Annotated in this window: 19 protein-coding genes; 14 read left to right on the top strand and 5 right to left on the bottom strand. The window is 73.0% G+C overall.

Annotated elements, in window-relative coordinates; genetic code table 11:
* Positions 1-87 precede the first annotated feature (87 nt).
* From OF819_RS13915 to OF819_RS13885, 7 genes are all read left to right on the top strand, one after another.
* Positions 88-957, top strand: a complete 870-nt coding sequence (locus tag OF819_RS13915) for a helix-turn-helix domain-containing protein (protein WP_267243801.1) — start codon at positions 88-90, stop codon at positions 955-957.
* Between the two features lie 69 nt (positions 958-1,026).
* Positions 1,027-2,553, top strand: a complete 1,527-nt coding sequence (rimO, locus tag OF819_RS13910) for a 30S ribosomal protein S12 methylthiotransferase RimO (RefSeq protein WP_267243800.1) — start codon at positions 1,027-1,029, stop codon at positions 2,551-2,553.
* Positions 2,550-3,227, top strand: a complete 678-nt coding sequence (pgsA, locus tag OF819_RS13905; protein WP_267243799.1) for a CDP-diacylglycerol--glycerol-3-phosphate 3-phosphatidyltransferase — start codon at positions 2,550-2,552, stop codon at positions 3,225-3,227. The genes rimO and pgsA overlap by 4 nt, the downstream gene beginning before the upstream one ends.
* On the top strand, positions 3,224-3,733 hold the full coding sequence (locus tag OF819_RS13900; RefSeq protein ID WP_267243798.1) for a CinA family protein: 510 nt from the start codon (positions 3,224-3,226) through the stop codon (positions 3,731-3,733). Before pgsA ends, OF819_RS13900 begins: the two co-directional genes overlap by 4 nt.
* Before the next feature lie 109 nt (positions 3,734-3,842).
* A complete protein-coding gene (locus OF819_RS13895; protein ID WP_240137929.1) occupies positions 3,843-4,235 on the top strand; it encodes a helix-turn-helix domain-containing protein in 393 nt (130 codons plus the stop codon).
* A gap of 222 nt (positions 4,236-4,457) precedes the next feature.
* Positions 4,458-4,928 (top strand): Dps family protein, encoded by a 471-nt coding sequence (locus tag OF819_RS13890; RefSeq protein ID WP_267243797.1) that lies wholly within the window; start codon positions 4,458-4,460, stop codon positions 4,926-4,928.
* A gap of 88 nt (positions 4,929-5,016) precedes the next feature.
* Positions 5,017-5,259 carry a hypothetical protein gene (locus OF819_RS13885; protein WP_267243796.1) on the top strand — a complete coding sequence of 81 codons (243 nt, stop codon included), beginning with the start codon at positions 5,017-5,019 and terminating at the stop codon, positions 5,257-5,259.
* Here OF819_RS13885 and OF819_RS13880 read toward each other — a convergent pair.
* The 3 genes from OF819_RS13880 to OF819_RS13870 all read right to left on the bottom strand — a co-directional run bounded on the left by OF819_RS13880 (position 5,207) and on the right by OF819_RS13870 (position 11,910).
* Positions 5,207-6,037, bottom strand: a complete 831-nt coding sequence (locus tag OF819_RS13880; RefSeq protein ID WP_267243795.1) for an SDR family NAD(P)-dependent oxidoreductase — start codon at positions 6,035-6,037, stop codon at positions 5,207-5,209. The genes OF819_RS13885 and OF819_RS13880 overlap by 53 nt on opposite strands.
* Positions 6,034-6,888, bottom strand: a complete 855-nt coding sequence (locus tag OF819_RS13875; protein ID WP_267243794.1) for a DNA-formamidopyrimidine glycosylase family protein — start codon at positions 6,886-6,888, stop codon at positions 6,034-6,036. The genes OF819_RS13880 and OF819_RS13875 overlap by 4 nt, the downstream gene beginning before the upstream one ends.
* Positions 6,889-7,272: 384 nt before the next feature.
* On the bottom strand, positions 7,273-11,910 hold the full coding sequence (locus OF819_RS13870; RefSeq protein ID WP_267243793.1) for a DEAD/DEAH box helicase: 4,638 nt from the start codon (positions 11,908-11,910) through the stop codon (positions 7,273-7,275).
* A gap of 155 nt (positions 11,911-12,065) precedes the next feature.
* Between OF819_RS13870 and OF819_RS13865 the strand changes: the two genes are divergently transcribed.
* Genes OF819_RS13865 through OF819_RS13855 form a run of 3 tightly spaced genes read left to right on the top strand, consistent with a single transcriptional unit; the run spans position 12,066 to position 14,072 of the window.
* A complete protein-coding gene (locus OF819_RS13865) occupies positions 12,066-12,974 on the top strand; it encodes an AraC family transcriptional regulator (protein WP_267243792.1) in 909 nt (302 codons plus the stop codon).
* Positions 12,975-13,014: 40 nt separating this feature from the next.
* Positions 13,015-13,767: an AzlC family ABC transporter permease gene (locus tag OF819_RS13860; RefSeq protein WP_416370533.1), complete on the top strand. Its 753-nt coding sequence runs from the start codon at positions 13,015-13,017 to the stop codon at positions 13,765-13,767.
* On the top strand, positions 13,764-14,072 hold the full coding sequence (locus OF819_RS13855; protein WP_267243790.1) for an AzlD domain-containing protein: 309 nt from the start codon (positions 13,764-13,766) through the stop codon (positions 14,070-14,072). The genes OF819_RS13860 and OF819_RS13855 overlap by 4 nt, the downstream gene beginning before the upstream one ends.
* A 445-nt stretch (positions 14,073-14,517) precedes the next feature.
* Here OF819_RS13855 and OF819_RS13850 read toward each other — a convergent pair whose 3' ends face one another.
* A complete protein-coding gene (locus tag OF819_RS13850) occupies positions 14,518-15,453 on the bottom strand; it encodes a hypothetical protein (protein ID WP_267243789.1) in 936 nt (311 codons plus the stop codon).
* 79 nt (positions 15,454-15,532) lie between these two features.
* Here OF819_RS13850 and OF819_RS13845 point away from each other — a divergent pair, with 79 nt between their 5' ends.
* The 4 genes from OF819_RS13845 to recX all read left to right on the top strand — a co-directional run bounded on the left by OF819_RS13845 (position 15,533) and on the right by recX (position 19,363).
* Positions 15,533-15,727: a DUF3046 domain-containing protein gene (locus OF819_RS13845; RefSeq protein ID WP_267243788.1), complete on the top strand. Its 195-nt coding sequence runs from the start codon at positions 15,533-15,535 to the stop codon at positions 15,725-15,727.
* A 610-nt stretch (positions 15,728-16,337) separates the two neighbouring features.
* Positions 16,338-17,447: an AI-2E family transporter gene (locus OF819_RS13840; RefSeq protein ID WP_323748924.1), complete on the top strand. Its 1,110-nt coding sequence runs from the start codon at positions 16,338-16,340 to the stop codon at positions 17,445-17,447.
* 206 nt (positions 17,448-17,653) lie between these two features.
* On the top strand, positions 17,654-18,787 hold the full coding sequence (recA, locus tag OF819_RS13835) for a recombinase RecA (protein WP_267243787.1): 1,134 nt from the start codon (positions 17,654-17,656) through the stop codon (positions 18,785-18,787).
* A 3-nt stretch (positions 18,788-18,790) separates the two neighbouring features.
* Positions 18,791-19,363 (top strand): recombination regulator RecX, encoded by a 573-nt coding sequence (gene recX, locus OF819_RS13830; protein ID WP_267243786.1) that lies wholly within the window; start codon positions 18,791-18,793, stop codon positions 19,361-19,363.
* 202 nt (positions 19,364-19,565) lie between these two features.
* Here recX and OF819_RS13825 read toward each other — a convergent pair whose 3' ends face one another.
* Positions 19,566-19,910 carry a hypothetical protein gene (locus tag OF819_RS13825; RefSeq protein ID WP_267243785.1) on the bottom strand — a complete coding sequence of 115 codons (345 nt, stop codon included), beginning with the start codon at positions 19,908-19,910 and terminating at the stop codon, positions 19,566-19,568.
* Positions 19,911-20,078: the final 168 nt, after the last annotated feature.

Below are 20,078 nucleotides of genomic sequence, written 5' to 3'. Positions count from 1 at the left end.
AACTTCGTCCGCCCGGTTGCCCCACCCTTTCGCACCACTCATAGACTGAACCTCCAGCAGGTGGCTACACGCTCGAAAGGCGCCCCCGTGTCCATCGGCAACTCCCCCGAAGACGACCGCCCTTCCGCCGAAGAGGACCAGCCTTCGGCCGAACATGACCAGCATCCGGTCGAATCCGATCAGCCGTCGGTCGGCCGTGCCCTTCAGCAGGCCCGTATCGAAGCAGGCATGACGGTCGACGAGGTCAGCACCTCCACGCGGGTGCGCATCCCCATCGTGCACGCGATCGAGCAGGACGACTTCACCCGCTCCGGCGGCGATGTGTACGCCCGCGGCCATATCCGCATGATCGCCCGCGCGGTCGGGATCGACCCCGGCCCCCTGATCGCACAGTTCGACGGCGAGCGCGGCGGCCGGCCGACGCCCACGCCCGCCGCGCCGCTCTTCGAGGCCGAGCGGATCCGCCCCGAGCCGCGCCGGCCCAACTGGACCGCGGCCATGGTCGCGGCCATCGTCGCCGTGATCGGCTTCGTCGGCTTCACCCTCTTCAGCGGCGCTGACGGCGGTGACAAGAGCAGCACGGTCGCCGAAGGCCCCTCGCCCGAGCAGCAGCCCACCCCGAGCAAGGAACCGGCCAGCGAACCCGCCGACCCCAAGCCCGAGCCCTCGGACAGCGCCATCGCCGCCGTGCCCAAGGACAAGGTCACGGTCAAGCTCTCCGTCGTCGAGGACAAGAGCTGGATCTCCGCCAAGTCGCACAACGGCAAGCTGCTCTTCGACGGCACGCTGCGTAAGGGCGATTCCAAGACATTCCAGGACGACGAGCGGATCGATCTGATCCTCGGCAACGCCGGGGCGATCGAGCTGTACGTCAACGGCAAGCAGGTCGACGACGACTTCGAGTCGGGCCAGGTCGAGCGGCTGTCGTTCACCAAGGGCGACCCCGAAGCGGGCTGACGGGCCTCCCGGGGCCCCGGGGAGCCCTCGCGGCAGGGGTGACGCTCGGGACAAAGTAGTCTTGAGTCCATGCCCGAACGCCGTACCGTCGCCCTTGTCACACTCGGCTGCGCCCGTAACGAGGTGGACTCGGAGGAGCTCGCAGGCCGCCTGGCAGCGGACGGCTGGCAGCTCGTCGAGGATGCCGCGGACGCGGACGTCGCCGTCGTCAACACCTGCGGTTTCGTCGAGGCCGCCAAAAAGGACTCCGTCGACGCGCTGCTGGAGGCGAACGACCTCAAGGACCACGGCAGGACCCAGGCCGTGGTCGCCGTCGGCTGTATGGCCGAGCGGTACGGCAAGGACCTGGCCGAGGCGCTGCCCGAGGCGGACGGCGTCCTCGGCTTTGACGACTACGCCGACATCTCCGACCGGCTGCAGACCATCCTCAGCGGCGGAATCCACGCCTCGCACACCCCGCGGGACCGGCGCAAGCTGCTGCCGCTGAGCCCGGTGGAGCGCCAGGGCGCCACCGATGTGGCGCTGCCCGGACACGGTCGGGCCCCGCAGGAACCAGCCCCCCAGGAATCGGCCCCGGCCGACCTCCCGGAGGGCGTCGCCCCGGTGTCCGGCCCGCGGGCCCCGCTGCGCAGACGGCTCGGCTCCAGCCCGGTCGCCTCCGTGAAGCTCGCCTCCGGCTGCGACCGCCGCTGCTCCTTCTGCGCCATCCCCTCCTTCCGCGGCTCCTTCATCTCGCGCCGCCCGAGCGATGTGCTCGGGGAGACGCGCTGGCTCGCTGAGCAGGGCGTCAAGGAGATCATGCTGGTCTCCGAGAACAACACCTCGTACGGCAAGGACCTGGGCGACATCCGGCTGCTGGAGGCCCTGCTGCCCGAGCTTGCGGCCGTCGACGGCATCGAGCGCGTACGGGTCAGCTATCTGCAGCCCGCCGAGATGCGCCCCGGACTGATCGACGTCCTCACTTCGACTGAGAAGGTCGCTCCGTACTTCGATCTGTCCTTCCAGCACTCCGCGCCCGGGGTGCTGCGCGCCATGCGCCGCTTCGGCGACACCGAGCGCTTCCTGGAGCTGCTGGAGACGATCCGCGGCAAGGCGCCGCAGGCCGGAGTGCGGTCCAACTTCATCGTCGGCTTCCCCGGCGAGACCGAGGAGGACTTCGCCGAGCTGGAACGCTTCCTCAGCGGCGCCCGACTGGACGCCGTCGGAGTCTTCGGATACTCCGACGAGGAGGGCACCGAGGCCGTGACGTACGAGGGCAAACTGCCCGACGACATCATCGCCGAGCGGCTGGAGCACCTGTCGCGGCTGGCCGAGGAGCTGACCGCGCAGCGCGCGGAGGAGCGCCTCGGCGAGACTCTCCGGGTGCTCGTCGAGTCCGTCGAGGACCCCGCCGACGCCGATGCCGATGCCGGCGAGTATGCGGCCGTGGGACGCGCGGCGCACCAGGCGCCCGAGACCGATGGCCAGGTGCTCTTCACCACCGGTGAGGGCCTTGCGCCCGGCCGTATGGTCGAGGCGAAGGTCATCGGTACGGAAGGCGTCGATCTGGTGGCGGAGCGGCTCGGCGGCGAAGGGCTTGAGGAGGCGGGCAGGTGACGGGAGTCCCGGCGGCATCCGCGGCGGGCGGCGCGGGGAGGCCGGCGCCCGGCGGCAAGCTGGGCGCTGCGGCCGTCAATCAGGCCAGCCTGTGGAACATCGCCAACATCCTCACCATGCTCAGGCTGCTGCTGGTGCCCGCTTTTGTGGTGCTGATGCTGCAGGACGGCGGATATGACCCGGCCTGGCGCGCCTGGGCCTGGGCCGCTTTCGCCGTCGCCATGATCACGGACATCTTCGACGGCCATCTGGCACGTACATACAACCTGGTCACCGACTTCGGGAAGATCGCCGACCCGATCGCCGACAAGGCGATCATGGCTGCCGGACTGCTGTGCCTGTCGGCCCTCGGGGATCTGCCGTGGTGGGTGACCGGTGTGATCCTCTTCCGTGAGCTGGGCATCACCCTGATGCGGTTCTGGGTGATCCGGCACGGTGTCATTCCGGCCAGCCGCGGCGGCAAGATGAAGACCCTCGCCCAAGGCACGGCCGTGGGCATGTATGTGCTCGCGCTCACCGGCCCGCTGGCCACGCTGCGCTTCTGGGTGATGGCTGTCGCCGTTGTGCTGACAGTCGTCACCGGCCTTGACTACGTCCGGCAGGCCGTCGTGCTCCGCCGCAAGGGGCTCGCCGCCCAGCGGGCGGCGGGTGAGCGCGAAGGGGGCCGCGGGTGAGCACAGCGGCTCAAGTGCTGGCGCTGCTTGCGGAGCGTGGCGAGACCCTGGCCGCCGCGGAGTCGCTCACCGGCGGTCTGGTGGCCGCCGAGCTGACCGCCGTGCCGGGTGCCTCGCGCGCCTTCCGGGGCTCGGTCACGGCCTATGCGACGGCCCTGAAGGAGGACCTCCTGGGCGTCGACGGGACGCTTCTGGCGCAGCGCGGGGCGGTGGATCCGGAGGTAGCGGCGCAGATGGCGGCGGGTGTACGGCGGACCCTGGGGGCTTCGTGGGGACTCGCGACCACGGGCGTCGCAGGGCCCGATACACAGGATGGACAGCCCGTCGGAACGGTGTTTCTGGCGGTTTCGGGGCCAGAGGGCCAAGAGAAAGTGGCCGCGCTGCGATTGAACGGCGATCGGGCGGAAATCCGTATGGAGAGTGCACGGAGCGTGCTCGAGCTGCTCTCCGGCGAACTGCACGAAAATGCGCGGGCACAGGATACGGAACAGAACGGGGGGACTTGATGTTTGCAGCCCAGAGTGAACACGACATCGCTCCCCGCACGGCCGCCGCACAAGGCGGTACGGTGGGGCGTGAAGGATGCGGTTTCGCGGTCCGAGGAGGGAGCCACCGATGATTCTGCTCCGTCGCCTGCTGGGTGACGTGCTGCGTCGGCAGCGCCAGCGCCAGGGCCGTACGCTGCGCGAAGTCTCCTCGTCCGCCCGAGTTTCGCTCGGCTATCTCTCCGAGGTGGAACGGGGGCAGAAGGAGGCTTCCTCCGAACTGCTCTCCGCGATCTGCGACGCGCTTGACGTACGGATGTCCGAGCTGATGCGCGAAGTGAGCGATGAGCTGTCGCTGGCAGAGCTGGCGGAGTCGGCAGCGGCGAGCGAGCCGGTGCCCGCGCCAGTACGCCCGATGCTGAACCCGCTCAACCCCGTCTCTGTGACCTCTGTGACGGGGGTGCCCACGGAGCGAGTGACGATCAAGGCGCCTGCCGAGGCGGTCGACGTCGTCGCAGCCTGAGCGGCCTGCCTGATCCGTACCGGTGTGGTTTGGGGCGGGGCCCCGGTTGGCATATGCGTGCCTGCCGGGGCCTTTGTCATTGCCCCTGTGTCATTGCCCATGGTCACGCTCCGACTGTCATTTCACGCTCCCCGTTCACGCTCTGGCCTTCTCCCCGAATGCCCGTTTTGGTGCGTTCGTGTCATGGTGGGACGGTATCGGCGAACCGAGTGGAGGACACGGATGTCAGTCGTGAAGAGCCCCCTGTCCCAGGCGGATCTCAAGACCGTCGGTGAAGCGCTGCGCGGTGCGCTTGTGGATCTGGTGGACCTCGCCCTGGTGGCCAAGCAGGTCCACTGGAATGTCGTCGGACCGCGCTTCCGGTCCGTCCATCTGCAGCTCGACGAGGTGGTGGCCACCGCCCGGCTGCACTCCGACACGGTGGCCGAACGGGCCTCGGCGATCGGCGTCACCCCGGACGGCCGGGCCGTCACCGTGGCGTCCCAGAGCGCCATCGCCACGGCCCCGGACGGCTGGATCAAGGACGTCGACGCCGTGCAGACGCTGGTGGACGGGCTTGCCGCGGTGATCGGGCGGATGCGTCAGCGCATCGACGCGACCGCGGAGCCCGATCCGGTGAGCCAGGACATCCTGATCGGGCTTACCGCCGACCTTGAGAAGCATGCCTGGATGTTCCAGGCGGAGAGCGTCTAGCGGGCGCGCCGGACCTGCCCCCGTGCGCCCTCCCGACGGCCGTCGCGCCGGATTAGCGTGGTCGGGCCGGGGACCGGAGGAGGCAGCCATGGCCATACGCGGGTCGGCCCTCGGCCCGGCGGCGCTCGGGCTGGTGGGCGGGGCGCTGTGGTGGTGGGCGGTGCTGCGCTGGGCGCTCGTGCCGGAGCGGACGGGGCTGGTGGAGGCGACCGCCGCCGCGGGCGGCTGGGGGCTGAGCCTGCTGCCGGTGCATGTGACGGCGGCGCGCCGGGTCCCGGTCACCAGGGCATCGCCACGCCGCCGTTCGGGCGCAGAATCTGACCCGTCGTAAAGGCGGAGGCGTCCGACGCCAGATACAGCACCGCATGGGCGACGTCCTCGGGTTCGCCGACGCGGCCCAGGGGGGACATCCGGGCCAGCGCGGCCTCGGTCCGGCGCTGGTGCGCCTCGTCATGGCGGTCGGTCATGGGGGTGCGGACCCAGCCGGGGGCGACGGCGTTGACGCGGATGCCGTGCGGGCCAAGCTCGGTGGCCAGTGTCCTGGTCAGCTGGACGACCGCCGCCTTGGAGACGCTGTAGCAGAGCAGCCCGGACCGGGCGGCGTCGACAGCGCCCGAGGCCATGGTGACGAGCGAGCCGCCGAGCGGGCCGCCGCCCCCGCCGCCTGCTGCGATCATGACGCGGGCCGCTGCCTGGCAGGCGTACAGCACCCCCTTGAAATTGACCCCCAGGACTCGGTCAAGATCCTCCTCCCCGGTCTCCAGGACCCGGCCGGTGTGCATGACGCCCGCGATCGCGGCCATGACGTCGAGCCGCCCGGAGTCCTCGGCCGCACGGCCGACTGCCGCGCCGAGCTGCTTACGATCGGTGACGTCGACGGTGTGCGTGGCGGCGAGGCCCCCGGCGTCCCGGATCAGCGCCTGCGTCTCGGACAGCCCCTTCTCGTCGACGTCGGCGCAGTGGACGGCTGCGCCCGCCTCGGCCAGCAGGGCGGCGCAGGCGCGGCCGATGCCGCTCGCGGCGCCGGTGACGAACGCGGTGCGGCCGGTCAGGTCGTACGCGGTCAGGCCCATTCCGGGACCGTACGACCGAATCTGACGGACCGTCAATGGATGGGGCCCGACTGGCAGGCAGGGCACCAGTACACGGGGCGGGTACGGCCGGTCCCGTGCGCGCCGGCCTCGTCGGGCTGGTCGGCCCTGCGGACCGTGGCCCCGCACCGCAGACAGGGCAGGCCCTCGCGTCCGTAGACATACAGCCGGGGCGCCTGCCGCCCCCTCGACGCCGCTCCGGATGCGGCGCCGGAGGCGGTGCTGGATGTGGTGCGGCGTTCCGGGCGGGTCTTGTTGGCCTCCAGCAGACGGTGCGCGGTGGCGACAAGCCGCTCGGGGACGCCTTCGGGCAGCTCGCCGACCGGCAGCCACGGGGTCACCCGGGCCAGAAAGGCGAGCTCCGAGCGGTAGACATTGCCGATGCCGGCGAGATTGCGCTGGTCCAGCAGCGCCTCGCCCAGGGGGCGTGCGGGGTCGGCGGTCAGATGCGCCACGGCCGCGTCCGGATCCCAGTCGGGACCCAGCAGATCCGGCCCGAGATGGCCCACCGCCGCACCCTCGTCCGCGGTCCGCATCAGCTCCAGCACCGGAAGCCGATAGCCGACCGCGGTGTCCGTCCGCGTGCCCAGGACCGCCCTGATCTGATGCGCGGGCCCGCCGCGCCAGCGCTCCCCGGCCCGGTACACCTGCCAGGAGCCGTCCATCCGCAGATGCGAGTGCAGCGTGACACCGCCCTCGATGCGGGTCAGCAGATGCTTGCCGCGGGAGACGACATCGAGCACCGTGCGCCCGGTGAGATCAGCGGTCGCATGGCGCGGCACACGCAGATCGAACCGCACGAGCACGTGTCCCGCGAGGGCGCGGCGCAGGCGGTGAGCGGTCAGCCATACGGTGTCACCTTCGGGCATGCCCCCATGATGCGCCGGGGCGCTGCCCCGGGCCCCCGCTCCTCGACCTCCCCCGGACGTCCGGGGGTACCCCAGCGGGGCTGGATCGTGGGCCCGCCTCGAACGCCCGGAGGCTGGCCATTTCAGGGCTCGTGCGCTGCGAAGCACGGCACGGGCTCGCCTTGAGCCCGTTGGGGGCACCTCCGGCCCCTGGGGGCACCTCCCAGCGGTAGCTGGGGGAGATTGAGGACACGGCCCGAAGGCCGTGCAGGGGTCGGCCGCTGCACGGGCGCAGGGCGGCAGCGCAGCCGCCCTGCCGGCAGGGCGTCCGGGGGCCGAGCCCCCGGTTTCGGGAAGGGGCGGGGACGGGGAGAAGGCCCGCCGCAGGCGGACCCGCACCATACGTCACGGCCGCAGCCGCAACCCCCTCGGCGTGGCATGGAAGCCCGCGGCCTCCAGCGGCCGCGACAAGGGCGACGTCAGGGCCGCCGCCCCATTGGCCCGTTCCACCGTCACCGTCCCCAGCGCACCCGCCCGCGCCGCGTCCGCCAGCGCCCCCGCCGCGGCGCGCAGCGCGGGATCGTCCGGGTCGTCGCGCCAGGACAGGAGCGTCCTGCCGCCGCGCTCCATGTAGAGGATCAGCTCGCCGTCGACGAGGACGACCAGAGCGCCCGCCTTGCGGCCCGGCTTGTGCCCCGCACCGGCCGGCGGATCCGGCCACGGCAGGGCCGCCCCGTACGCGTTGGCCGGGTCGGCCGCCGCCAGCACCACGGCGTGGGGCGCCTGCTGACCCGCGCCTCTGTCCTGCGCCGCGGACGACGCCCGCAGCCGGTCCACCGCGCCGTCCATGGCGAACTGGGCCGCACCCAGGCCCTCCACCACATAGCCCCGGCGTGCCTGGCCGCTGTCCTCGAAGGCGGACAGGACGCGGTAGACGGCGGAGAAGCCGCCCTCGACGCCCTCGGCGGCCACCGCGCCCCGGGTGACCACCCCGTGCCGGTCCAGCAGCGTGCGGGCCAGGGCGTGCGCCCGGTGCGTGGGGTCCGGTTCGGCGGCGGGCAGCAGCGACCAGCGGCCGCTCACCGTGGGCGGGCCGCTCCGCGAGACGGGGCGGGCGGCCGCGGTGAGGCCGCTGTAGCGTCCGCGGGGAACCGTGCGCCGCGCCCGGTGCGCCGTGGACCCCGCCGTCCGCCCCGAGCCGAGGAGCGACCGCAGCGGCGCCAGGGTGTCATTGGTGAGCCGCCCGGACCACGCGAGGTCCCAGATCGCATCCGCCAGCTGTGGGTCGCTGACGTCCGGGTGCGTGGTCGCCCGCACCTGGTCGGCGATCTGGCGGAAGAACAGCCCATAGCCGGGTGCGAGCGCCGCCAGCACGGACTCATGGAGCGCGGTCGGCTCCAGCGGATGCGGCGGGGGCAGCAGCAGCGGCGCGGCGTCGGCGAGATACAGGGAGACCCAGCCGTCCTTCCCTGGCAGCGCCCCCGCGCCCGCCCACACGACCTCGCCGGTGGTCGTCAGCTCGTCGAGGAGGCCCGGACCGTAACCGGACACACGGGACGGCAGGATCAGCTTCTCCAGCGCGGAGGCGGGCACGGCCGCGCCCTGGAGCTGCTCGACGGCTCGCGCGAGGCCGTCGATGCCGCGCAGGCTGCCGCCGCCGAGGTGCTGCCACTGCGGCAGGAAGGCGGCGAGGGACGCAGGCGGGACCGGCTCCAGCTCCTGCCGGAGCGCGGCCAGCGAGCGACGGCGCAGTCTGCGCAGCACGGCCGTGTCGCACCACTCCTGGCCCACACCCGAGGGGTGGAACTCGCCTTCCACCACGCGGCCCGACGCGGCCAGCCGCTGCAGCGCGCCCTCGGTGACCGCCGTGCCCAGGCCGAAGCGGGCGGCGGCCTGCGCGGAGGTGAACGGCCCGTGCGTGCGGGCGTACCGGGCGAGCAGATCGCCCAGCGGGTCCTTGACCGGCTCGGTGAACGCCTCGGGCACCCCCACGGGCAGCGCGGTGCCCAGAGCGTCCCGCAGCCGGCCCGCGTCCTCGACGGCCGCCCAGCAGTCCGCGCCCGCGATGCGCACCCGGATGGCCCGCCGGGCCGCCGCCAGCTCCTGCGCCCAGGCGGGGTCGGCTCCGCGCTCGGCCAGCTCGCCCGCGGTCAGCGGACCGAGGAGCCGCAGCAGATCGGCGACGCCCTCCGCGTCCTTGACCCTGCGGTCCTCGGTGAGCCACTGGAGCTCGCGCTCCAGCTCGGTGAGCACATCCGCGTCGAGCAACTCGCGCAGCTCCGCCTGGCCCAGCAGCTCGGCCAGCAGCCGTGAGTCCAGGGAGAGGGCGGCGGCACGCCGCTCGGCGAGCGGTGAGTCCCCCTCGTACAGGAACTGGGCGACATAGCCGAACAGCAGCGACCGCGCGAACGGCGAGGGCTCAGGCGTGGTGACCTCGACCAGCCGGACCCGGCGGGACTCGATGTCGCCCATCAGCTCCGTCAGCCCGGGAACGTCGAAGACGTCCTGCAGGCACTCGCGGACGGCCTCCAGGACGATGGGGAACGAGCCGAACTCGCTGGCCACCTGCAGCAGCTGCGCCGCCCGCTGCCGCTGCTGCCACAGCGGGGTGCGCTTGCCCGGATTGCGCCGCGGCAGCAGCAGCGCCCGCGCCGCGCATTCCCGGAAGCGTGCGGCGAACAGCGCCGAGGACCCGACCTGGTCGGTGACCAGCTGGCTGATCTCGCCCTTGTCGAAGACGGCGTCCGCCGCGCCGACCGGGGCCTGTTCGCTGTCGTACACCGGGTCCTGGTGCGTGGGGCCGGCCGGCTCCTGGTCGAGGAGGTCAAGGCCCATCAGATCGGCGTCCGGCAGCCGCAGCACGATGCCGTCGTCCGCGTGCATCACCTGGGCGTCCATGCCGAACCGCTCGGTGAGCCTGGCGCCCAGCGCCAGCGCCCACGGCGCGTGCACCTGGGCGCCGAACGGGGAGTGGATCACCACGCGCCAGTCGCCCAGCTCGTCCCTGAACCGCTCGACCAGGATCGTCCGGTCGTCCGGGACATGGCCGCAGGCCCGGCGCTGCTCGTCCAGATAGGCCAGCACATTGCCCGCCGCCCAGGCGTCCAGACCCGCGGCCAGCAGCCGCAGCCGGGCGTCCTCGGCCGGGAGGCCGCCGATCTCCCGCAGGAACGCGCCGACGGCGCGGCCCAGCTCCAGCGGCCGGCCCAGCTGGTCGCCCTTCCAGAAGGGCAGCCGCCCGGGCACCCCGGGGGCGGGCGAGACGAGCACCCGGTCCCGGGTGATGTCCTCGATCCGCCAGGACGTGGTGCCCAGGGTGAACACATCGCCCACCCGCGACTCGTACACCATCTCCTCGTCGAGCTCCCCGACCCGGCCGCCGCCCTTCTTGGGATCGGCCCCGGCGAGGAACACCCCGAACAGGCCGCGGTCCGGGATGGTCCCGCCTGAGGTGACCGCGAGGCGCTGTGCGCCGGGCCGGCCGGTGACCGTGCCCGCCACCCGGTCCCACACCACGCGCGGGCGCAGCTCGGCGAAGGCGTCGGACGGATAGCGGCCTGCGAGCATGTCCAGCACGGCCGTGAACGCCGACTCGGGCAGTGAGGCGAACGGCGCGGCCCGCCGCACCAGCGCCAGCAGATCGTCGGACTGCCAGGCATCGAGCGCGACCATCGCCACCAGCTGCTGGGCCAGCACGTCCAGGGGGTTGGCCGGCACGCGCAGCGCCTCGATCGCCCCGCCGCGCATCCGCTCGGTGACCACCGCCGCCTGCACCAGATCGCCCCGGTACTTGGGAAACACGACGCCTCTGGAGACCGCTCCCACCTGGTGGCCCGCGCGGCCCACCCGCTGCAGCCCCGAGGCGACGGACGGCGGTGACTCGACCTGCACGACCAGGTCCACGGCGCCCATGTCGATGCCCAGCTCCAGGCTGGAGGTGGCGACGACGGCCGGCAGCCGTCCCGCCTTCAGATCCTCCTCGACCTGGGCCCGCTGCTCCTTGGACACGGAGCCGTGGTGCGCACGGGCCAGCAGCGCGGGCGCGCCGTGCGCCGCGCCCGACTGCGCCATGATCTCGGCCGGGGGCGCCCCCTCGGGAAGGGCCTCGCCCATGGCACGCTCGTACGCGATCTCGTTCAGCCGGTTGCACAGCCGCTCGGCGAGGCGGCGGGAGTTGGCGAAGACGATCGTCGAGCGGTGCGCCTGCACCAGATCGGCGATCTTCTCCTCGACATGCGGCCAGATGGAGGGCTGCTCGCCGCCCGCCATGCCGTCGGCGCCGACCGCGGGCGAGCCGCCCAGCTCGCCCAGATCCTCGACCGGGACGACCACGGACAGGTCGAACTCCTTGCCGGAGGGGGGCTGGACGATCTCCACCCGGCGCTGCGGGGACAGATAGCGGGCCACTTCGTCCACCGGCCGCACCGTCGCCGACAGCCCGATGCGCCGGGCCGGGCGCGGCAGCAGCTCGTCGAGGCGCTCAAGCGACAGCGCCAGATGTGCGCCGCGCTTGGTGCCCGCGACCGCGTGCACCTCGTCGAGGATCACCGTCTCAACGCCGGTCAGCGCCTCGCGCGTGGCGGAGGTGAGCATCAGGAACAGCGACTCGGGCGTGGTGATCAGGATGTCCGGCGGGCGGGTGGCGAGGGCGCGCCGCTCGGCCGCGGGCGTGTCGCCGGAGCGGATGCCGACCCGCACATCGGGCTCCGGCAGGCCCAGCCGCACCGACTCCTGCCGGATGCCGGAGAGAGGACTGCGCAGATTGCGCTCCACATCCACCGCGAGCGCCTTCAGCGGAGACACATACAGCACCCGGCAGCGCTTCTTCGCCTCCGCGGGCGGCGGTGAGGATGCCAGCCGGTCGAGGGCGGCGAGAAACGCGGCCAGGGTCTTGCCGGACCCGGTCGGGGCGACGACCAGCACGTCCGACCCCTCCTCGATGGCCCGCCAGGCGCCCTCCTGGGCCGCCGTGGGCGCGCTGAAGGCCCCCGTGAACCAGCTCCGGGTCGCGGGAGAGAAGGCGTCGAGCGCAGTCCTGACCATGTCCCCCATCGTGCACCCCGCCACTGACAATCGGCCCCGCCGCCCGCTGTCCGCCCGTCGCCCCGCCCGCCCGCACGTCTGCCCGTCTGCCCGTCTGCCCGTCCGCGTCATGGACACGCAGGTCAGCGCCCACGGCGGCGGCGCACAATAGCCGCATGGGGCGGCGGCAGGCGCGGGGCGAGTGGGCCAGGCACTGGCAGTACGAGGAGCTGCCGGGCCTCGATCTCCTGCGCGCCCGCTATGTCCGGCACTCCTTCCCCCGCCACAGCCACGAGGGCTTCACCTTCGGCGCGGTCAGCGGCGGCATCGAGGACGTGCGCATGCCCGACGGCATGATCCAGGCGCGCCCCGGCACCGTCGTCATGATCAACCCGGAAGTCCCGCACGCCGCCCGGGCGGGGACACCAGAGGGCTGGACGTACACCACGCTCTATCCGTCAGTGGAGCTCGTCGCCGATATCGCCGCGGACGTCACCACGCTGCGCGGCACGCCCTCCTTCGCCGAGACCATCGTCGAGGACCCGCACACCGCTGAGCTGATACGCGGTGTGAACCAGGCCGCCGAGCAGGGCAACGCACTCGCCGCGGACAGCCTGCTGCGCATCGCCGTCGCCCGGCTGCTCAGGCGTCACGGCACCACTGCGCCGAGGGCGTCCGCCCCGCCCGCCGCAGGCGCACGCGACGCCGCCCTCGCCCGCCGGCTCCTCCAGGAGCGCATGGCGGAGCCGCCCTCTCTGGAGCGCCTCGCGCAGGAACTGGGCACCAGCCCGTTCGCTCTGCTGCGCGCCTTCAAGGCGGCCTACGGCATGCCGCCGCACACCTGGCTCACCAACGCGCGCGTGCGGCGCGCGCGGCGGCTGCTGGACGCCGGGACCACACCGGCCGACGCCGCCGTCGCGGTCGGCTTCACCGACCAGCCGCATCTGAACCGGCATTTCACCCGGATCGTCGGCGTCACCCCGGGGGCGTACCGCAGGGAGCGCGCCGACCGGCGCGGCAGCCCCGGTGCGGCGGGTACAGCGGGTGCAAGAACGTACAAGACCGCAGGCGAAGCCCCCGCGTAACGTCCGGCGCGTGCCAGAACAGACAGTCTCCGCGGAACAGATATCCAGCGTCCCGGGCAGCCCGGCGGCCCGCCGGGACGCGGCCACCGTCGAGCCGGACGCGGCTGCCGCCAAGCCGGACGCGGCCGTCGTCCGGGACGCCCTCGGCGTAGGCGTCGCCGTCGGCCTCTCCGGCTTCGCCTTCGGCGTGACCTCGGCCGGATCGGGCCTGACCCTGCTCCAGACCTGTGCGCTCAGCCTGCTGGTGTTCACCGGGGCCTCGCAGTTCGCGCTGGTCGGCGCGATCGCGGCCGGCGGCAACCCCCTCACCGCAGCGGCCGGTGCGTTCTTCCTGGGCGTGCGGAACACCTTCTACGGACTGCGGCTGTCCCAGCTGCTCGCCCTGCCCCGCTTCGTCCGCCCGCTCGCCGCGCACTGGGTGATCGACGAGACGACCGCGGTCTCCCTGGCCCAGCCCACGCGGCGCGCGGCCCGCCTCGGCTTCACGGTGACCGGTCTGACGCTGTACGTGCTGTGGAATCTGACCACCCTCCTCGGGGCGCTCGGCGCCGAGGCGATCGGCGACACCGACGCCTGGGGTCTGGACGCCGCGGGCCCCGCCGTCTTCCTCGCGCTCCTCGCCCCCATGCTGCGTACGGCCGCCGAGCGTGCCGTCGCCGGGCTCGCCGTCGTCCTGGGGCTCGGCCTGCTGCCCGTGCTGCCCGCGGGCGTTCCAGTGCTCGCCGCGGCGCTGGCGGCGCCCCTCGTGCTCTGGCTCAAGGGGCGCGCCCCGGCGGGCGGTGAGGACCGGTGAGCGTCTGGATCGCGATCGGGGCCACCGCCGTCGGCTGCTACCTCGTCAAGCTCGCCGGGCTCCTCGTGCCGGCCCACGCCCTGGAGCGTCCCTCGGTGCAGCGGCTCGCCGCGCTGCTGCCCGTCGCCCTGCTGGCCGCGCTCACGGCGCAGCAGACGTTCAGCACCGGCGGCTCGCTCGCCCTGGACGCCAGAGCCGCGGGCGTCGGGGCCGCCGCCGTTGCGCTCGCCCTGCGCGCACCCTTCCTGGTGGTGGTCGGCGCGGCGGTGGCGGTCACCGCCGGAGCACGAGCACTCGTCGGCTGATACCGCGCCGCCGCCGGGCGCGCGCCGCGTCGTACGGCCGCCGGCCCTCTGGAGGCGTGCCCCCAGGGCATGCGTCGCGCTGCTCGGCGTACGGCCCGCGGCCGGCGGGCGTGCCGGGCCCCTGCGCATGCCGACCGGTCGTTCGCCGTTGCGCCACAGGGCCGGTGGTGCGCCTGGCGGCACGTAACGCGTACCGCATGCTGGGCGAGTGCCCGGCGTGCATCGGGGAGGGGCAGCTGGTTACGGCCGCGCGCGCCGACAGTCGTACGCCAGCCGCCGCCGTACTCGCCGCCGCAGCGACGGCCGGCTGAATGCCATACCGTGTCGCGGCGCACCCGGGGGAGGGGCGGATTCGGCGGACGGAGGAGCCACCCCTCCCCGGGGGCCGCGGTTCGGCCCGCGGTTCGGCCCGCGGTCCGGACCACTCCGGTACAGCCGGGACAGGTCAGCCGATGGCGCGGCCGTGCGCCCGCAGGGTGCGCAGCGCCTCGATCGTCACGATGGGGCGGGACTCCAGGGATGTGCTGGGCGCCCATTCCCGCCAGGTGATCGGCCAGCCTCCGTCGTCCAGCTGCCGCCCCGCCAGATGGTCCAGCGCGTCCGCGATCTCCTCGTCCGTGAACCAGCGGCGCGCAAGCGACTCCGGCGTCCGGGCGTAGTCGTACGCGAAGTGGTGCTCGCCGGGCGCGTAGCCGGGCGCCACCGGGTAATCGTCCAGCCGCTGAGGGTCCAGCGCCACCAGCCGCTGCTCCCGCACCAGCCGCCCGAGCCGGTCGGCCGCGGCCTCGGCGCGTGACCGGTCGGGAGCGCCGTCCAGGAAGGCCACCGCCGCCTGGACCTCGTACGGATGGGACTTGTCCAGCGCGTCGACCGCGGCCCAGCAGAAGTCGGTCGCACGGAACAGCCATGCGTGCCACACCTGGTTGCGGTGCAGCAGGCCCACGACCGGGCCGGTGGCGAGCAGCTCGCTCGGCGGGCAGTCGACCACGGGGATGAACGGCGCGGCCGGATACCGGCGCTGGGAGGGGTGGACGGCGGGCAGCGCGCCCTCGTGCGTGGACACCTCGGTGAGATAGCGGCAGATGCGCTCCGCGCGCAGCCCGCCGCAGCGGCCGATGGAGTCCAGGATGCGCAACGCGTGCGCGGTGTGCAGCGGCTGGCTCACCGGGCCGCGCAGATCCGGTTCGAGGGCGTGGCCGTAGCCCCCGTCCTCGTTGAGATAGGCGGAGAGGGCGGTCTCCACGGCTTCCGAGTCGCCGCCCAGGAAGTGATATGCGAACCTCCGCTGTTCCAGCACCCGGGCCGTGAGCCAGATGAAGCGCTCGGCACGGGCGAGGGGGGACGCGGGCGGGGTCGCGGGGTGTGCTCCGGTTCCGGCCATGCTCTGACCGTAGGGCGAAAAGAGCGCAGGACAAGGCGGACGGACACGGCTGCACTCTCAGGGGCGGGATACTGGCGTCATGCGGTTGACGACTTTCTGGGAGAGGATGGCCGAGCACTTCGGCACGGCATATGCCGACACGTTCGCGCGCGACCATGTGATGTCCGAGCTGGGCGGTCGCACGGTGAACGAGGCGCTGGCCGCCGGGTGGGAGGCGAAGGACGTCTGGCACGGCGTCTGCGCCGCCGTCGGCGTCCCCGCTGACAAGCGATGAGACGCATGCGACACGGTCCGGGCGGGGGATCGCCCGGACCGTAGGTGACACTTGCCGGGTGGCCGCGACCGACGAAACCGCACAGAACAGCCCCGCCGACGACGCTCGGCGGAGGAGCCGGGCGAGCGCCGACGCCCCACCCGGCCTGATCGCCGCATCCGCAGGCGCCACGGCCCCGGACGACGGCGGCGCACCCGCCGGATCCGGCGGTCTCGCCGACCGGGGTGCGTCCGCCGCCGACGGCCGGGGTGCGTCCGCCGCCGCGACCGGGGCGGCCGACGTCCGCGGCGCGTTCGCGGGGTCCGGCGGTTCCGGTGACGGGGGTGCGCCCGGCCCCGACGGCACGGATGCGTCCTCCGCGGCGGGCGGTCCCCTCGACCCGGTTGCGCGCGCCGGGGTCCCCGGCCGCGACGAGCGACGTACACCCCCCGCCGTAGGCGGCTCAGCCGTGGCCGGGCAGCCCGCCGGGGCGGACGGCACCGCATCTGGCGCGCCGGGCGCGGCCGCGTCCATGGGCGCACGGGCCTCGGTGCCCGCCCAGGGGCACGCGCCGGCGCAGCCGCCCCCGCCGCCGCCCGCCTCCGCCACCGGGGCGGCGGGCCCCGTCCGGATGCCGCGCTGGCTGCCGCGCGCGATGGTCCTCGCCCTCGCCCTCTACGCCTGCTTCCAGCTCGGCAGCTGGGCCTTCCACCAGCTCATCGGGCTGCTCGTCAATATCCTCATCGCCTTCTTCTTGGCGCTGGCCGTCGAGCCAGCGGTCGGGCGGATGGCGGAGCGGGGCATGCGGCGCGGACTCGCCACGTTCCTGGTGTTCCTGGGCGTGCTGGTCGCCGGGATCGGCTTTGTGGTGCTGCTCGGCTCGATGCTGGCCGGGCAGATCGTCGAGATGGTCGAGCGCTTCCCCCGCTATCTCGACGACGTGATCAACTGGATCAACCAGACCTTCCACACCGAGCTCTCCCGGGTGGAGGTGCAGGACAGCCTGTTGCGCTCCGACTGGCTGCGCAAGTACGTCGAGGACAGCGCCAGCGGCGTGCTCGACGTCTCCGCCACCGTGCTCGGCGGGCTGTTCAAGCTGCTGACGATCTTCCTGTTCTCGTTCTACTTCGCGGCCGACGGGCCCCGCCTGCGGCGCGCCCTGTGCTCCGTGCTGCCGCCGAGCAGGCAGGCGGAGGTGCTGCGCGCCTGGGAGATCGCGGTCGACAAGACGGGCGGCTATCTCTACTCCCGCGGGCTGATGGCGCTGATCTCCGGGGTCGCGCACTACATCCTGCTGGAGATCCTCGAAGTGCCGTACGCGCCGGCGCTCGCGGTCTGGGTGGGCCTGGTCTCGCAGTTCATCCCCACCATCGGCACCTACCTGGCAGGCGCGCTGCCGATGCTGATCGCCTTCCCGGTCGACCCCTGGTACTCGCTGTGGGTGCTCGGCTTCGTCGTGGTCTACCAGCAGTTCGAGAACTATGTGCTGCAGCCCAAGCTCACCGCCAAGACCGTGGACATCCACCCGGCGGTCGCCTTCGGCTCGGTGGTGGCGGGCACGGCGCTGCTGGGTGCGGTGGGCGCGCTGATCGCCATCCCCGCGGTGGCCACGCTCCAGGCGTTCCTGGGGGCGTACGTCAAGCGGTACGACGTGACGGACGACGCCAGGGTGCAGGGGCGCCGGCAGCGGGTTCCCGGCCGCAGGATGCTCGCACGGGCGCGGCGGGCGCTGCGCCGCTGACGCGAGCCGCCGCCCGGTCGGCAGGAGTGTGAAGAGCGCGCCGCGCGGGCCCGTGTGGCGCGCTTGACACCAAAATCGAACATCCATTCTTATGGGATTCCGGCCGCGGTTGTCCACAGGCTGGAAGGCGTCGGGGCCCATTGTCAGTGGCAGGGGTTAGCGTCTTTGACGTGAAGCGATCGACTCAAGCAAACCGGGTGGAACCCATGGCAGGAACCGACCGCGAGAAGGCGCTCGACGCCGCGCTCGCGCAGATTGAACGGCAATTCGGCAAGGGCGCCGTGATGCGCATGGGCGAGCGGTCGAAGGAGCCCATCGAGGTCATCCCGACCGGTTCGACCGCGCTTGACGTCGCGCTCGGCGTCGGCGGTCTGCCGCGCGGCCGTGTGGTGGAGATCTACGGCCCGGAGTCCTCCGGCAAGACGACCCTGACCCTGCACGCGGTGGCCAATGCGCAGAAGGCGGGCGGCCAGGTCGCCTTCGTCGATGCGGAACACGCCCTCGACCCCGAGTACGCGAAGAAGCTCGGCGTCGACATCGACAATCTGATCCTGTCCCAGCCCGACAACGGCGAGCAGGCGCTGGAGATCGTGGACATGCTGGTCCGCTCCGGCGCGCTGGACCTGATCGTCATCGACTCCGTCGCGGCCCTGGTGCCCCGCGCCGAGATCGAGGGCGAGATGGGCGACTCGCACGTGGGTCTGCAGGCGCGGCTGATGAGCCAGGCGCTGCGGAAGATCACCAGCGCGCTCAACCAGTCGAAGACCACCGCGATCTTCATCAACCAGCTCCGCGAGAAGATCGGCGTGATGTTCGGCTCCCCGGAGACCACGACCGGTGGCCGCGCGCTGAAGTTCTACGCCTCGGTGCGCATCGACATCCGCCGTATCGAGACCCTCAAGGACGGCACGGAGGCCGTCGGCAACCGCACCCGCTGCAAGGTCGTCAAGAACAAGGTCGCGCCGCCCTTCAAGCAGGCCGAGTTCGACATCCTCTACGGGCAGGGGATCAGCCGCGAGGGCGGGCTGATCGACATGGGTGTGGAGCACGGCTTCGTCCGCAAGGCCGGCGCCTGGTACACCTACGAGGGCGACCAGCTCGGCCAGGGCAAGGAGAACGCCCGCAACTTCCTCAAGGACAACCCCGACCTCGCGAACGAGATCGAGAAGAAGATCAAGGAGAAGCTGGGCGTCGGCGTCGGCGTCGTGCCGGGCGCGTCGGACGCCGAGCAGGGCGCGGACGCGGCCGGTGCGGCCGCCCCCGCCGAGGACGCGGCGAAGTCGGTGCCCGCACCCGCCTCCAAGGCCAAGTCGGCCAAGTCGGCGGCAGCCAAGGGCTAGCGCATGCCCCGGCGAACCGAATGGCCGGGTGACAGCGCCGACTCGTCGAGGGCCGAGAAGGAGCTGTCACCCCAGGACCCGGCGGAGCGGGCGCGGGCGATCTGCCTGCGCCTGCTCACCGGCACCCCGCGCACCCGCAAACAGCTCGCGGACGCGCTGCGCAAGCGGGAGATCCCCGAAGAGGTGGCCGAGGAGGTCCTCTCCCGCTTCGAGGACGTCGGCCTGATCAATGACGCGGCGTTCGCGGACGCCTGGGTGGAGTCCCGGCACCATGGGCGGGGGCTGGCCAGACGCGCCCTCGCCCGGGAGCTGCGGACCAAGGGCGTGGACTCCGCGCTGATCGACGAGGCGGTCGGACAGCTCGACTCGGAGCAGGAGGAGGAACGAGCCCGCGAGCTCGTCGCCCGCAGACTCCCCGCCACCCGCGGCCTCGACCGCGACCGCCGCGTCCGCCGCCTCGCCGGCATGCTCGCCCGCAAGGGCTACCCGGAGGGCCTGGCCCTCCGGGTGGTCCGCCAGGCACTCGAAGCGGAGGGGGAGTCACTGGACGACCTTCCGGAGCCGGACGCGCTCTGACGCCTGTCGCCGTCCGGCGGCGGGGGCTTGTGACAGGCGCACGCGCACCGGAGCGTGAACACCGGCCGCTCACCGGGTCGCGGGGTGCCGCTGGCGTAGACGTCCTGCGGGTGGCAGAAAGAGTGCTCGCCCATCTCGCACTCACCAGACCGGCCCGAACGCTCCGCGTCCGCCCGTACTTGGACGACTGACCGGCGGGCGCTCACCGCTCGCCCTCCGCCCGCTCGCGCCGCCCTGTCGTCAGCAGCTCCAGCGCATCGGGCAGGGCCGGGAACGACGGCGCGCACTCGGGGCACGCGTACACGTTGAAGCCGGGCCCGGACCCTGCGTGCACCTCGGAGACGACCACGGGACATGACGTCAGCGAGCTGCACCGCACGCACATCCGCATCGGCACCCTGCCGACACCGCCCGCCGCGCACGACTGGCACACCGCCCGGTGCCACCCACCGCGCGCCGTATCTGTCGTCACAGCGGCCAGCGGGCCCGCGGTCGCCCCGCACACCTCACACGCCTCCGCCGCAGGCGACTCAGGGGAGTCAGTCATCGAACACCCTCCGCGCCGACCGCGTGCACGTCAGGGCCGAGGCCCAAGTCCGCGGCAGCCGTCAGCGCGGCCGGACTGTAGGCCACGGGCCGGTACGCCAGAACGGCGGGACGGGCATGATGTCGGCCGTCGACGCGGGGCCGACCTAGCAGTCTCGCCCGCACGACG

Source organism: Streptomyces sp. PR69 (assembly GCF_026420845.1).
Lineage (GTDB): Bacteria > Actinomycetota > Actinomycetes > Streptomycetales > Streptomycetaceae > Streptomyces.
The sequence above is the reverse complement of the archived record's forward strand: the minus strand, read 5'-3'. Positions and strand labels throughout refer to the sequence as shown.